We start from the raw sequence: 13,418 nt of genomic DNA on the forward strand, positions 1-13,418 counted from the left end.
AAAAATTGCGGAGTCTATCCAAACAAAAAAGGGGTGAACATCATGATCTTATTAGAAAATGTAAAGAAAATATATAAGGCAAAAAGCGGTGATGTCACTGCTGTAGATAACGCCAATTTAAAAATAGAAAAAGGCGAAATATTTGGTGTTATCGGATATAGTGGTGCTGGGAAAAGTTCTTTAATAAGGCTGTTTAATCAGTTAGAGAAACCAACTTCTGGCCAAATTACAATTGCAAATCGTGTCATTTCAGCAATTACAGGAAGTGAACTTCGTAAGGCAAGGCAAGAAATTGGAATGATTTTTCAGCACTTCAACTTACTTTGGTCACGAACTGTACGCGAAAATATCGCATTTCCACTTGAGATTGCAGGTGTTGATAAGGAGAAGAGAAGAAAACGTGTTGATGAGTTAATTCATCTCGTTGGATTAGAAGGAAGAGGAGACGCGTATCCATCCCAGTTAAGTGGTGGACAAAAGCAGCGTGTTGGGATTGCTAGAGCGTTAGCTAACAACCCACAAGTGCTTTTATGTGATGAAGCAACGTCAGCACTTGATCCGGAAACGACAGATCAAATTTTAGATTTACTACTTGATATTAATAAGCGTCTCGGTTTAACAATTGTATTGATTACACATGAGATGCACGTAATTCGAAAGATTTGTAATCGTGTTGCGGTAATGGAGAAAGGGAAAATCGTAGAAACAGGTCCAGTACTTGACGTATTCCGTAATCCACAGCAAGACATTACGAAACGCTTTGTACAGCAGTTAACAGATTCTGAAGATACAAACGAAACAATTGAAAGTTTAATTGAAAAATATCCAGATGGCAAAGTAATTCGCTTGCAGTTTGTCGGCGAGGCTGTAGAAAGACCAGTACTTCAAAGATTAATGCAACGCAGTGATATAGAAGTTAGCATTTTGCAAGGAAATATCGCACAAACGAATAACGGTTCTTACGGAAGTTTAGTTGTTCATTTAAATGGTGAGGAAACAGCAATCCAGCAAGCGATAGAGGGAATACATCAAGATCAAGTAGAGCTGGAGGTGATTGCACATGGATAAGTTACTCGTAAATGTTGATTGGAACCAAATGTTAGAAGCAACTGGTGAAACGTTATATATGACGGCAATCGCAGCGCTTGCCACATTTGTTTTAGGACTCATTTTAGGATTGTTACTCTTTATGACATCCAAAGATAATTTATGGGAAAACAAAGCGGTTAATACAGGGATTGGAGCCTTCGTAAACATATTCCGTTCTATACCGTTCATCATTTTAATCATTTTATTAATTCCATTCACAAAGATTATCCTTGGAACAATTCTCGGGGCTAGTGCAGCATTGCCAGCTTTAATTATTGGAGCGGCACCATTTTACGCAAGAATGGTTGAAATCGCACTTCGTGAAATTGATAAAGGTGTAATCGAAGCTTCAAAAGCAATGGGGGCAAAAACAAGCACAATCATTTTAAAAGTGTTAATTCCAGAATCATTACCAGCGTTAGTATCTGGTATTACGGTAACGACAATTGCTTTAGTAGGCTATACAGCAATGGCGGGAGTTGTTGGTGCTGGTGGTCTTGGAACACTTGCTTACTTAGAAGGATTCCAGCGTGGAAATAACGATGTAACAATCGTTGCGACAATTTGTGTGTTGCTAGTTGTATTTTTCATTCAGTGGATTGGTGATAGTGTAACGACTCGAATAGATAAAAGATAATGAAAACAGGAGGGTATTTCAAATGAAAAAATTATTACTTACAGCACTTATTTCAACCTCAATTTTTGGGTTAGCTGCTTGTGGCGGGAAAGATAAAGATGAAAAGAAACTTGTTGTTGGTGCTTCTAACGTACCGCATGCTGAAATTTTAGAAAAAGCAAAACCGTTACTTGAGAAAAAAGGAATTGAGTTAGAAATTAAAAAATTCCAAGACTACGTATTACCAAATAAATCGTTAGCGGATAAGGATTTAGATGCAAACTACTTCCAGCACATTCCGTATTTAGAAAAAGAGATTAAAGATAAAAAGTATGACTTTGAAGTAGCCGGAAAGATTCATTTAGAACCAATTGGTGTATATTCTCAAAAGTATAAGAGCTTAAAAGAGCTTCCAGACGGAGCAACAATTATTATGAGTAATTCTGTTGCTGATCATGGACGTGGTTTAGCAATTTTACAAAAAGAAGGTATTTTAAAAATTAAAGATGGAGTAGATCCAGTTAAAGCGACTCCGAAAGATATTGCGGATAATCCGAAAAATCTAAAATTCAAAACGGATATCGAGCCTGGTTTATTACCACAAGTGTATAACAATAAAGAAGGCGACGCTGTTCTAATTAACTCTAACTATGCAATTGATGCGAAATTAAACCCAGAAAAAGATGCGATTGCAATTGAAGGTAGTGATTCTCCGTATGCTAACATCGTAGCAGTTCGTAAAGGGGATAAAGATAAGAAAGAAATTAAAGCTCTTGTAGAAGTGTTGCATTCTAAAGAAATTGAAGACTTTATTACTAAAGAGTATAAAGGGGCAGTTGTTCCTGTAAAAGAATAATTGTTTGAAGAAGGGCTGGTGTATGCCGGCTCTTTTTTTCTAACTACATACCTATAGGGGAGAAGGGGATATCAGATGAAAAAGATTATACTGTCAGTTGTTACAGCGCTATCTGTATTTACATTAGCTGCTTGCGGGGGAAAAGAGGAAAATAAGCTTGTCGTTGGAGCTTCTAACGTGCCGCATGCTGTTATTTTGGAGAAAGCACAGCCAATATTAGAGAAAAAGGGTATTAAATTAGAGATTAAAAAGTTCCAGGACTATGTGTTACCGAATAAAGCGTTAGCGGATAAAGAAATTGATGCGAATTACTTCCAACACATTCCGTATTTAGATAAAGAAATTCAAGAAAAAGGATATAAAATTGTAAACGCAGGAAAAATTCATTTAGAACCAATGGGCATTTATTCTAAGAAATATAAAAGCTTAAAAGACCTGCCAGAGGGCGGAACAGTTATTATGAGTAATAACGTGGCTGAGCGCGGCCGTATGTTAGCACTATTACAAAAAGGTGGCGTTATTAAGCTTAAAGATGGAGTAGATGTTGTTAAGGCGACAGTAAAAGATGTTGTAGAAAATCCGAAAAACTTAAAGTTTAAAACAGATGTTGAACCTGGACTGTCACCGAAGCTGTACGAAAATAATGAGGGAGATGCTTTATTTATTAATTCAAACTATGCAATTGATGCGAAATTAAATCCAACAAAGGATGCAATTGCGATTGAAGGATCAGACTCTCCGTATGCAAATATTATTGCAGTTCGTAAAGGTGACGAGAAGAAAAAAGAAATTAAAGAACTGGTAGAAGTATTGCATTCAAAAGAAATTCAGGATTTTATTACTAAAGAATATAAAGGTGCTGTACTTCCGGTAAGTGAATAAAAGTAAGGAAAGGACTGGGAATTTACCAGTCCTTTTTTCTTTATATATATAAGAAGAAAGGTGTATCATATAAGGATGCAAAGGAAATACTTATATACATTTGTGAAAAAATTGTTACTTTTTTTCGTCGTTTGCGATATCATTTTATTTGATATAAAATTAGAATGAGAATAAAATGAGAATATGAACGTTTTAGGAATTTTTAAAATGTATATATAGGATTAATGGAGGTATTGAGATGGCTGGTTCTACATTAACGGTTAAAGACTTACACGTATCAATTGACGGCAAAGAAATTTTAAAAGGTGTAAACCTTGAAGTAAAAGGTGGAGAAATCCACGCAATTATGGGACCTAACGGAACAGGTAAATCAACTTTATCTTCTGCAATTATGGGTCACCCAAAGTATGAAGTAACAGAAGGTAGCATCATCATTGACGGTGAAGATGTATTAGAAATGGAAGTAGACGAGCGTGCACAAGCAGGTCTATTCTTAGCAATGCAATATCCAAGTGAAATTAGCGGAGTTACAAACGCTGACTTCTTACGTTCTGCGATTAACGCACGTCGTGAAGAAGGCGATGAAATTTCTCTTATGAAATTTATCCGTACGTTAGATAAAAACATGGAATTCCTAGAAATGGATCCAGAAATGGCACAACGTTACTTAAATGAAGGTTTCTCTGGCGGTGAGAAAAAACGTAATGAGATTCTTCAATTAATGATGATTGAGCCAAAAATTGCAATCTTAGACGAAATCGACTCTGGTCTTGATATCGATGCGTTAAAAGTTGTATCTAAAGGTATTAACCAAATGCGCGGCGAAGAGTTCGGTTGCCTAATGATTACGCATTACCAACGTTTATTAAACTACATCACTCCAGACTTCGTTCACGTTATGATGAACGGTCGTATCGTTAAATCTGGTGGCCCTGAGCTTGCACAACGTCTAGAAGCTGAAGGTTACGACTGGATTAAAAAAGAATTAGGTATTGAAGACGAAACAGCAGAGCAAGAAGCGTAAGAGAGGAGCATAAACATGACAATCGGTACATTACCTTTCGATCAAGAAACAATCCGTCAGCGCGCTAGCGAAGTAAACGAAGCTGCTTGGTTGACTGAGTTCCGCTTACAAGCTCTTGCACAAGCAACAGAACTTCCAATGCCAACGCCTGATAAAACGAAAATTGAAAAATGGGACTTTATCGGAAAAGGCGACGCTGCTAAGCAAGAGCCTGTAAGTTCTTTAACAGAGCTTCCAGAAGCAGTGAAAAACTTAATCGATGAAAATAACAGCGTACTAGTACAACGTACTGGTACAACTGCGTTCGTTTCTTTAGCAGACGAAGCAAAAGAAAAAGGTGTTATTTTTACAGACATCGTAACAGCTGCAACAGAGCATGCTGAACTATTACAAAAGTATTTAATGAAAGACGGCGTGAAAGTAGACGAGCATCGTCTAACTGCACTTCATGCTGCATTAATCAACGGCGGTGCATTCGTATATGTTCCGAAAAACGTAGTTCTTGAAACTCCACTTCAAGCTGTATTCTTAGTAGACGGCGAAGAAGCTAACGTATATAACCACGTATTATTCGTAGCTGATGCGAACAGTACTGCAACTTATGTAGAAAACTATGTTGCAAATGAAAATGCTAAAGGTATTGCAAATATCGTAGCAGAAGTAATCGTGGAACAAGGCGCACAAGTGAAATTCGGTGCGGTTGATTTATTAGCAAAAGACGTAACAACTTACGTTAACCGCCGCGGCATTGTAGGACGCGACGGCCGCATTGATTGGGCTCTAGGCCTTATGAATGACGGAAACACAATCTCAGAGAACGTTACGAATTTAATGGGCGACGGTTCATATGCTGATACGAAAACAGTAACAATTGGCCGTGGTAACCAAACACAAAACTTTACAACTAAAGTTGTTCACTTCGGTAAACACTCTGAAGGTTGGATTTTAAAACACGGTGTACAAAAAGATAGTGCAACATCTATCTTTAACGGAATTGGTAAGATTGAACACGGTGCATCTAAATCAAATGCACAACAATCTTCTCGCGTTCTTATGTTAGACGAGAAAGCTCGCGGAGATGCAAACCCAATTCTTTTAATTGACGAAGATGATGTAATGGCAGGTCACGCAGCTTCAGTAGGCCGCGTAGATCCGTACCAATTATACTACTTGATGAGCCGTGGTATTCCAAAACGCGAAGCAGAACGTTTAGTCATCCATGGATTCTTAGCACCTGTAGTAAATGAGCTTCCAATTGAAGGAGTAAAAGCACAGCTTGTTGAGGTAATTGAAAGGAAAGTTCGCTAATGAATATTCATGAAATACGCAAACAGTTTCCAATTCTTGATCAAAAAGTGAACGGCAAACAACTTGTTTATTTCGATAGTGCAGCAACTTCTCAAAAACCAATTCAAGTCATTGAAACGTTAGAACGTTACTATAAAGAATATAATTCTAACGTGCATCGCGGTGTTCATACGCTCGGTACGAAAGCTACTGACGCGTATGAAGGTGCACGTGAGAAAGTTCGCAAGTTTATTAACGCGAAATCAATGGAAGAGATTATTTTCACGCGCGGAACGACAACAGCATTAAATACAGTAGCGGCTAGCTATGGTCTTGAAAATGTAAAAGAAGGCGATGAAATCGTTATTTCTTACATGGAACACCATAGTAACATCATTCCGTGGCAACAAGTTGCGAAGAAAACTGGCGCAACTTTGAAATACCTTCCGCTTCAACTAGACGGTACAATTTCTTTAGAAGATGTTCGTCAAACTGTTACACCGAATACAAAAATCGTTTCTATTATGCACGTGTCAAACGTACTTGGAACGATTAACCCTGTAAAAGAAATCGGAGCAATCGCACATGAAAACGGTGCAATCATGATCGTTGATGGGGCACAAAGTGCACCTCATATGAAAGTGGATGTACAAGATTTAAACTGTGATTTCTACGCATTATCTGCTCATAAGATGTGCGGACCAACAGGTGTCGGCGTATTATATGGTAAGAAAGAATTGCTAAACAATATGGAACCAATTGAATTTGGTGGTGAAATGATTGATTTCGTAGACTTACAAGAATCTACGTGGAAAGAGCTTCCGTGGAAGTTCGAAGCAGGTACACCGATTATCGGTAATGCAATCGGACTTGGTGCGGCAATTGATTTCCTAGAAGAAATCGGTCTTCATAATATTGAAAAGCATGAACATGAATTAGCGCAATACGCTTTAGAAAGACTATCAGAAGTAGATGGCGTTACAATTTATGGTCCAAAGCATCGCGCTGGCCTAGTTACATTTAATATTGAAGACGTACATCCTCACGATGTAGCAACAGTATTAGATGTGGAAGGCATTGCAGTTCGCGCAGGACATCACTGTGCACAACCGCTTATGAAGTGGCTAAAAGCTTCTTCAACAGCACGTGCGAGCTTCTATTTATATAATACAAAAGAAGAAATTGATACATTTGTTGAATCGCTAATCAAGACAAAGGAGTATTTCACAAATGTCATTTAATAATTTAGATACGTTATATCGTCAAGTTATTATGGATCATTACAAAAATCCTCGTAACCATGGCGTGTTAGAAGATAGTGTTACCGTTAACTTGAACAATCCAACTTGCGGCGATCGTATTCAACTTACGATGAAAGTAGAAGAAGGTATTGTGCAAGAAGCGAAGTTTGAAGGAGAAGGATGTTCCATCTCAATGTCTTCAGCTTCAATGATGACACAAGCAGTAAAAGGAAAGAAAATTGAAGAGGCACTTCAGCTTTCTAAAATTTTCTCTGATATGATGCTAGGAAAAGAGTACGATGACAGCATCGATTTAGGAGATATTGAAGCATTACAAGGCGTATGCAAGTTCCCTGCACGTATTAAATGTGCAACATTAGCGTGGAAAGCGTTAGAAAAGGGCTTAAACGAAGATAAGTAATGTTAAAGGTTCCTAAAAACGAGGTTATCTAAGGAGGGACACACCAACATGGCGAAGCAACTGCCAGATATCGGCGATTACAAATATGGTTTCAAAGACAAAGACGTTTCGATTTTCCGTGCTGGACGCGGTTTAACAAAAGAAATCGTTGAAGAGATTTCACGTATGAAAGAAGAACCACAGTGGATGTTAGACTTCCGTTTAAAATCACTGGATAAGTTCTATGAAATGCCAATGCCACAATGGGGCGGCGACTTAAATGACTTAGATTTCGATGAAATTACGTACTACGTAAAACCATCTGAGAAATCTGAGAAGTCTTGGGATGAAGTACCTGATGAAATTAAAGCGACATTTGATAAATTAGGTATTCCTGAAGCTGAGCAAAAATATTTAGCTGGTGTATCTGCACAGTACGAATCTGAAGTTGTATACCACAACATGAAAGAAGACCTAGAAGCTCTAGGAATCGTCTTCAAAGATACAGATAGCGCATTAAAAGAGAACGAAGATATTTTCCGTGAGCATTTCGGAAAAGTAATCCCACCAACAGACAACAAATTCTCTGCATTAAACTCTGCAGTTTGGTCTGGTGGATCATTCATCTACGTTCCAAAAGGTATTAAAGTTGATACACCACTTCAAGCGTATTTCCGTATTAACTCTGAAAATATGGGACAATTCGAGCGTACGCTTATCATCGTAGACGAAGGCGCACACGTACACTACGTAGAAGGTTGTACAGCACCTGTTTACACGACTAACTCACTTCACAGTGCGGTAGTAGAAATCATCATTAAGAAAGATGCATATTGCCGTTATACAACAATCCAAAACTGGGCGAACAACGTATACAACCTAGTTACAAAACGTGCGGTTTGTGAAGAAAACGCAACGATGGAATGGATTGACGGTAACATCGGATCTAAATTAACGATGAAATACCCAGCAGTTATCTTAAAAGGCGAAGGCGCTCGTGGTTTAACGTTATCTATCGCGATTGCTGGTAAAGGCCAACACCAAGATGCTGGTGCGAAAATGATTCACTTAGCACCAAACACTTCTTCAACAATCGTTTCTAAATCGATTGCGAAGCATGGTGGTAAAGTAACTTACCGTGGTATCGTACACTTCGGACCAAAAGCGAAAAACTCTCGCTCTAACATCGAGTGTGACACGTTAATCATGGATAACCAATCTACATCTGATACAATTCCTTACAACGAAATCAAAAACGATTACGTTTCACTTGAGCACGAAGCGAAAGTATCGAAAGTATCAGAAGAACAATTATTCTACCTAATGAGCCGCGGTATTTCTGAGCAAGAAGCTACAGAAATGATCGTAATGGGCTTCATCGAGCCATTCACTCGCGAACTTCCAATGGAATACGCAGTTGAAATGAACCGCCTAATCAAGTTTGAGATGGAAGGTTCTATTGGTTAAATAGAAACGCGGAGCCGACTGTTCAGCCCCGTTGGCTAAGGTTCTTAGACATGAGGGTCTAGGAGGCGAAGCTGGATAATATTTAAAAGTGGAATTGGCTTATTCTAGCCGCTAGAACTGGATAATATATGTATGAAGAAAGCGTCCTGCTGTGCAGGGCGCTTTTTTATTTGTTATTTATCCCGCATTAACGGGCAGTAAGGCCCCCGCCTCAAAATTCAGTGGAAGCAAAGAAGTTAGGTGGGGGCGGGCTGCCCGTAAAAGCTTTCATCAATCGGAGATGGGGAAAGAGATACCGGGGTGGGTGTTCGGCTAAATATATCAACGATTTTTCAAATATATCGATCATAAATGGGAATATATCAACGATTATTTCAATATATCAACGTTTCGACAAGGAATATCGATTTGTCGACAAAGTAAGACAAAAGAAAAACCTCACATACCCCAAACATTTTATAAGAACAGAGAACGACTAGATTTAAGACAAAGATACTGACAAATCCACTTGAACAACCCCCCACTGAATTCTCTCTTAAACTTTTTGAAAAATCCCCCACTTCACCATCTAAAATCCTTTAACACCAACTAGAAAAAACAAAAGTTTCCATATAAAAAGGACAATCTTTTGCTTTTTCTCACAATGCGAGTACAATGTAAAATAGCAAGAAAAGACGAAAAGTATTTACAGGATTATTGCGTACGTATAGCGTAAATGGCAGTAAGGAATTGAGAGGAGGTTTTTTCTCTGAATATAAATAAAGAAACAATCATCCACCTTTATCATACAAACGATATACATAGTCATTTTGAAAATTGGCCGCAAATTTCTCGGTTTGTACAAGGGGAGAAAAAGCGAAGACAGGAAGCGGGAGAGACTGTTTTAACTGTGGATATTGGCGATCATGTGGATCGTTTTCATAGTATTTCGGAAGCGACGAATGGGCTTGGCAATACGAAGCTTTTAAATGAGGCGTTATATGATTATGTAACGATTGGAAATAATGAAGGAATTACGTTAGCGAAGGAGCATTTGAATCGTCTATATGATGATGCTGGATTTGAGGTGCTCGTCGCGAATTTATTTGAAAAAGAAGGTATACGTCCAGCATGGGCAAAGCCTTATAAATTACATACAACGACAGATGGAATTACGATTGCTTTTATTGGATTAACGGTAGCATATCCCGAGTTTTATCAAATGTTAGACTGGCACATTGAAGATCCAATCGAGCATTTAGAGTCTATTTTAGAAGAAGTGCGAGATGAGGCTCATATTACAGTTGTCCTTTCGCATCTTGGAAAAAGTATGGATGAGTATATGGCGGAGCATTATGATATAGATGTTATTTTAGGTGCACATACGCATCATTTATTTGAGCGCGGTGTTCTTATGAATAATACTTTACTTTGTTGTTGTGAAAAGTGGGGCCGTTACGTTGGGCACGTGCAGCTTACTGTGGATAAAGAGACGAAGAGACTGTTGAAGAAGGACGGTAGAGCGATTAAGACAGAGCGGTTAGGTGCTTATAGTGAACCGTTATCCACAATTGAAATGCTGCAGGAAGAAAGTAAGCATATTATGGCAGAGCCTGTCGTTCATTTAAAGGAATCATTACCAGTTGATTGGTTTCATGAGACATCATTTTCGCACATGTTAGCAAATGCGCTGAAAACGTGGTGCGGTGCAGAGATTGGAATGGTGAACGCTGGTGTACTTCTTGAGGGATTAGAAGAAGGTGTTGTGACGCGCGGAGATATTCACAGAATTTGTCCACATCCAATTAATCCATGTGCGTTGAAAGTGTCAGGAAAAACATTAAGAGAAGTGATCTTGAAAGCACGCCGCCCGAATATGGAGAATCTTGAGGTGAAAGGATTCGGATTTCGAGGAAAAGTGATGGGGAAAATGATTTACGCTGGTGTAGAAGTCATTCCAGATACGATTCCAGGCAATAAACTTTTACTGGAGGATGTATTAATTAACGGAGAATTGCTAGAGTTAGATCGTATATATACGGTAGGAACGATTGATATGTTTACATTCGGCTACTTATACCCAGAGCTATCCACACTTTCTGACAAACAATATTATATGCCAGAACTACTTAGAGATGTGTTAACAGACATGTTAATAACTCATACATCTTCCGTCAAACTATAGGCTAGTTACTTGTAACACTCATTTTTCTCTTGTCATACAGATAAGAAAGAGAGGAGTGTGAACTATGGTTAATGTGGAGCCAATTATAATCGATAATTATACGTTTATTGCGGTTAGTGTAAAACTTCCAAAGACAAATTTGCTAGCTGTAATGAGCGATAAAGGATATATTATGTGTGGTGCATTAGATGTAGGTCTTTTAAATGAGAAGTTAGGTGATCGGGGAATTATTGCTGGCCGTGCGGTTGGTGTAAGAACGATTGAACAACTTCTTGAAGCACCGTTAGAATCCGTAACGACTGGAGCGGAAGCGTTAGGTATTCCAGTAGGAACGATTGGAAAAGAAGCGTTATTAAAAATGAGATAAGCATATATCGTCCCTCCTTCTTGCATAGAAATGATATAAGAAGGAGGTTTTTTTATGAGCATATTTCGTTCGAAAAATTCGCGGTTTCGAAGGGGACCTATTTCCTTTCGGTACATACTGCTTATGTCATTTATTCTTTTTGTGATATTACTAATGCAAGGATTATGGATTGTGAATAACAGCATTCAGCCAACGTTAATGAAATATGGGGAAGTAGAGACGCATAAAATGGCGACAGCAGTCATGACGAAGGCGGTAAAGGATAGAATTAATGAAGGATTCGACGTCGATTCATTAATGAAAGTACAAACGGATCGGAACGGAAGAGTATCTACAATTAATTTAAATACAAAGCAAGTAAATGAAATCGTAACATCAACGACCACATACATAGAAAAATATTTACAGCAAGTAGAACAAGGGAATTTGAAGGAGCTAGGTATTTCTGAAAAAAACGGGGCGACTATGGCAGTTCCTTTTGGTCGTGTAACGGATAATGTGCTTTTCGGAAATATGGGGCCAGATATTCCGATTGATTTCACGACAATCGGTCATGTAAACACGGATATTAAACAAAAAATTGAGCCGCATGGGATTAATAATACAGCGATTCAAATTGTTATGGAGATGGAAGTAACGTTGCAAGTGATTATTCCATTTCATACGAAAGAAATAAAAGTGAAACAAGATGTTCCGATTGCAACGCGCATTGTTCAAGGAGAAGTGCCTACTTATTATGGAAGCGGTGGCGTTGTTGTACCGGATAAAAAGAAAACGGATAGTTAGCGAATATAAAGTGAAACTTTAATCAGTGGGGGGCTTTTACGGGCAGTTGATCCCCAACCGACCGAACGCCTTTGCTTTCGCTGAATTTTGAGGTAGGGGTCTTACTGCCGGGCAAATAGCGGGATAAAAAATAACCGTAGCAATCTGCTACGGTTATCGTTTTGTATTTGCTCGTTCTTTGCGTTCCCACAAGCTTAAATGCATGTATGGATCGAAGGCCCATTCTGTATAGCCATTGTCTTTATACATGCCAAAATGTAAGTGGGGCGGAAATTTTCCGGCTGTACCAGGAGGTCCATAACCGGTGCTACCAACAAATCCGATTACTTTTCCTGGCTCAACAATTTGTCCAAGCTGTATTTCTTTTGAGAACCCGCCTAAATGAGCGTAATAATGGTAATTGTTATGAAGGTCACGAATACCAATGCGCCATCCACCAAGGCGGTTCCAACCTTTCGTTTCAATAATGCCATAGCAAGTCGATCTTACTGGCACGCCATATCCGGCAAAAATATCGGTTCCTTCATGAATCCTTCTGCCGCCAAAACTTCTTCCAGCGCCGAAAGTACTCCGATAGCTATGGTCACTACGAATCGGAAGAGGAAAAGCATTTCCTTCTAAATTAATACGTCCATAATGTTTATAAATTTGGGCGTATTCACTAATTAAATCAACTGTTTTTGCACGTCTATAATATTCCCAGAGCATAATTTTAATACGGTCTTCTGACGTTCCTTGTTTCCTTAAAATAGTCGCTGCGGTATGCAGAAGATCACGGTCGCTACTTGCATTTGCAAATCCATCTTTGTCACCATCTAAACCTATTCCGCCAAATAGAGAAATTGTATGGGGGAGAGTATCTTTACTATTGATAGGTCCAGCCCATATTTCTGGTTTGAAATAAAGGGAAATGATGGCATCTGGTTTTTTCGGAATATCTTTTCGTACGCTCCGTATATTTCTTTCATATTGATCCATTGCAGCTAAGTAATACCATGGAATGCCTGAAGACTGCTCGGTTTCTTTATATAGTGCCATGCGCTTTTCGTATATGCTTTGCTGATTATCTTCACCGTAAGCGATGTTTTGGTGGAGAAGAAAACAAATAGAAAGCAAAAGAGAAATTTTTCGAAGCATGAAATAGACTCCTTTCACAACATCACTCTTTTTAGTGTGGGATATACGGAGTATTTCATTATAGGGAACGATTGGAAAAAATCTTAGAATCTTCATTTGAGC

General features: G+C 38.6%; 13 protein-coding genes. 12 read left to right on the forward strand and 1 reads right to left on the reverse strand.

Annotation, left to right across the window (positions count from 1 at the left end; all coding sequences use genetic code 11):
* Positions 1-42: 42 nt before the first annotated feature.
* From JDS98_RS21820 to yunB, 12 genes are all read left to right on the forward strand, one after another.
* Entirely contained in the window at positions 43-1,068 is a 1,026-nt protein-coding gene (locus JDS98_RS21820; RefSeq protein ID WP_000601773.1) for a methionine ABC transporter ATP-binding protein, read from the forward strand.
* Positions 1,061-1,726 carry a methionine ABC transporter permease gene (locus JDS98_RS21825; RefSeq protein ID WP_000359560.1) on the forward strand — a complete coding sequence of 222 codons (666 nt, stop codon included), beginning with the start codon at positions 1,061-1,063 and terminating at the stop codon, positions 1,724-1,726. Before JDS98_RS21820 ends, JDS98_RS21825 begins: the two co-directional genes overlap by 8 nt.
* A gap of 22 nt (positions 1,727-1,748) precedes the next feature.
* Complete coding sequence (gene metQ / locus JDS98_RS21830; RefSeq protein ID WP_000735082.1) at positions 1,749-2,561, forward strand: methionine ABC transporter substrate-binding lipoprotein MetQ; 813 nt, start codon at positions 1,749-1,751, stop codon at positions 2,559-2,561.
* Between the two features lie 75 nt (positions 2,562-2,636).
* Positions 2,637-3,443 (forward strand): methionine ABC transporter substrate-binding lipoprotein MetQ, encoded by an 807-nt coding sequence (metQ, locus tag JDS98_RS21835; protein WP_000720648.1) that lies wholly within the window; start codon positions 2,637-2,639, stop codon positions 3,441-3,443.
* A 238-nt stretch (positions 3,444-3,681) separates the two neighbouring features.
* Positions 3,682-4,467: a Fe-S cluster assembly ATPase SufC gene (gene sufC / locus JDS98_RS21840; protein WP_000929162.1), complete on the forward strand. Its 786-nt coding sequence runs from the start codon at positions 3,682-3,684 to the stop codon at positions 4,465-4,467.
* A gap of 15 nt (positions 4,468-4,482) precedes the next feature.
* Complete coding sequence (sufD, locus tag JDS98_RS21845) at positions 4,483-5,775, forward strand: Fe-S cluster assembly protein SufD (RefSeq protein ID WP_000152176.1); 1,293 nt, start codon at positions 4,483-4,485, stop codon at positions 5,773-5,775.
* Complete coding sequence (gene sufS, locus JDS98_RS21850; RefSeq protein ID WP_001020759.1) at positions 5,775-6,995, forward strand: cysteine desulfurase SufS; 1,221 nt, start codon at positions 5,775-5,777, stop codon at positions 6,993-6,995. Before sufD ends, sufS begins: the two co-directional genes overlap by 1 nt.
* Positions 6,985-7,416: a Fe-S cluster assembly sulfur transfer protein SufU gene (sufU, locus tag JDS98_RS21855; protein WP_000009523.1), complete on the forward strand. Its 432-nt coding sequence runs from the start codon at positions 6,985-6,987 to the stop codon at positions 7,414-7,416. The genes sufS and sufU overlap by 11 nt, the downstream gene beginning before the upstream one ends.
* Positions 7,417-7,464: 48 nt before the next feature.
* Positions 7,465-8,862, forward strand: a complete 1,398-nt coding sequence (gene sufB / locus JDS98_RS21860) for a Fe-S cluster assembly protein SufB (protein ID WP_001118824.1) — start codon at positions 7,465-7,467, stop codon at positions 8,860-8,862.
* A 772-nt stretch (positions 8,863-9,634) separates the two neighbouring features.
* Entirely contained in the window at positions 9,635-11,026 is a 1,392-nt protein-coding gene (locus JDS98_RS21865; RefSeq protein WP_097957497.1) for a bifunctional metallophosphatase/5'-nucleotidase, read from the forward strand.
* A 64-nt stretch (positions 11,027-11,090) separates the two neighbouring features.
* Positions 11,091-11,393 carry a YunC family protein gene (locus JDS98_RS21870; RefSeq protein WP_000248467.1) on the forward strand — a complete coding sequence of 101 codons (303 nt, stop codon included), beginning with the start codon at positions 11,091-11,093 and terminating at the stop codon, positions 11,391-11,393.
* A gap of 54 nt (positions 11,394-11,447) precedes the next feature.
* Positions 11,448-12,179 (forward strand): sporulation protein YunB, encoded by a 732-nt coding sequence (gene yunB, locus JDS98_RS21875; protein ID WP_043322472.1) that lies wholly within the window; start codon positions 11,448-11,450, stop codon positions 12,177-12,179.
* A 153-nt stretch (positions 12,180-12,332) separates the two neighbouring features.
* On the opposite strand, the gene JDS98_RS21880 is transcribed toward yunB, so the two are convergent.
* A complete protein-coding gene (locus JDS98_RS21880; protein ID WP_199634311.1) occupies positions 12,333-13,316 on the reverse strand; it encodes a M23 family metallopeptidase in 984 nt (327 codons plus the stop codon).
* Positions 13,317-13,418 lie beyond the last annotated feature (102 nt).

The sequence above is a fragment of the Bacillus cereus group sp. N11 genome (genome assembly GCF_016483605.1).
GTDB classification, from domain to species: domain Bacteria; phylum Bacillota; class Bacilli; order Bacillales; family Bacillaceae_G; genus Bacillus_A; species Bacillus_A toyonensis.

What these genes read in the sequence shown, in the direction of transcription:
- sufU (WP_000009523.1), top strand. Translation starts at nt 6,985, where the DNA reads ATGTCATTTAATAATTTAGATACGTTATATCGTCAAGTTATTATGGAT.
- yunB (WP_043322472.1), top strand. Translation starts at nt 11,448, where the DNA reads ATGAGCATATTTCGTTCGAAAAATTCGCGGTTTCGAAGGGGACCTATT.
- metQ (WP_000735082.1), top strand. Translation starts at nt 1,749, where the DNA reads ATGAAAAAATTATTACTTACAGCACTTATTTCAACCTCAATTTTTGGG.
- JDS98_RS21820 (WP_000601773.1), top strand. Translation starts at nt 43, where the DNA reads ATGATCTTATTAGAAAATGTAAAGAAAATATATAAGGCAAAAAGCGGT.
- JDS98_RS21825 (WP_000359560.1), top strand. Translation starts at nt 1,061, where the DNA reads ATGGATAAGTTACTCGTAAATGTTGATTGGAACCAAATGTTAGAAGCA.
- metQ (WP_000720648.1), top strand. Translation starts at nt 2,637, where the DNA reads ATGAAAAAGATTATACTGTCAGTTGTTACAGCGCTATCTGTATTTACA.
- sufS (WP_001020759.1), top strand. Translation starts at nt 5,775, where the DNA reads ATGAATATTCATGAAATACGCAAACAGTTTCCAATTCTTGATCAAAAA.
- sufC (WP_000929162.1), top strand. Translation starts at nt 3,682, where the DNA reads ATGGCTGGTTCTACATTAACGGTTAAAGACTTACACGTATCAATTGAC.
- sufB (WP_001118824.1), top strand. Translation starts at nt 7,465, where the DNA reads ATGGCGAAGCAACTGCCAGATATCGGCGATTACAAATATGGTTTCAAA.
- JDS98_RS21870 (WP_000248467.1), top strand. Translation starts at nt 11,091, where the DNA reads ATGGTTAATGTGGAGCCAATTATAATCGATAATTATACGTTTATTGCG.
- JDS98_RS21880 (WP_199634311.1), bottom strand. Translation starts at nt 13,316, where the DNA reads ATGCTTCGAAAAATTTCTCTTTTGCTTTCTATTTGTTTTCTTCTCCAC.
- sufD (WP_000152176.1), top strand. Translation starts at nt 4,483, where the DNA reads ATGACAATCGGTACATTACCTTTCGATCAAGAAACAATCCGTCAGCGC.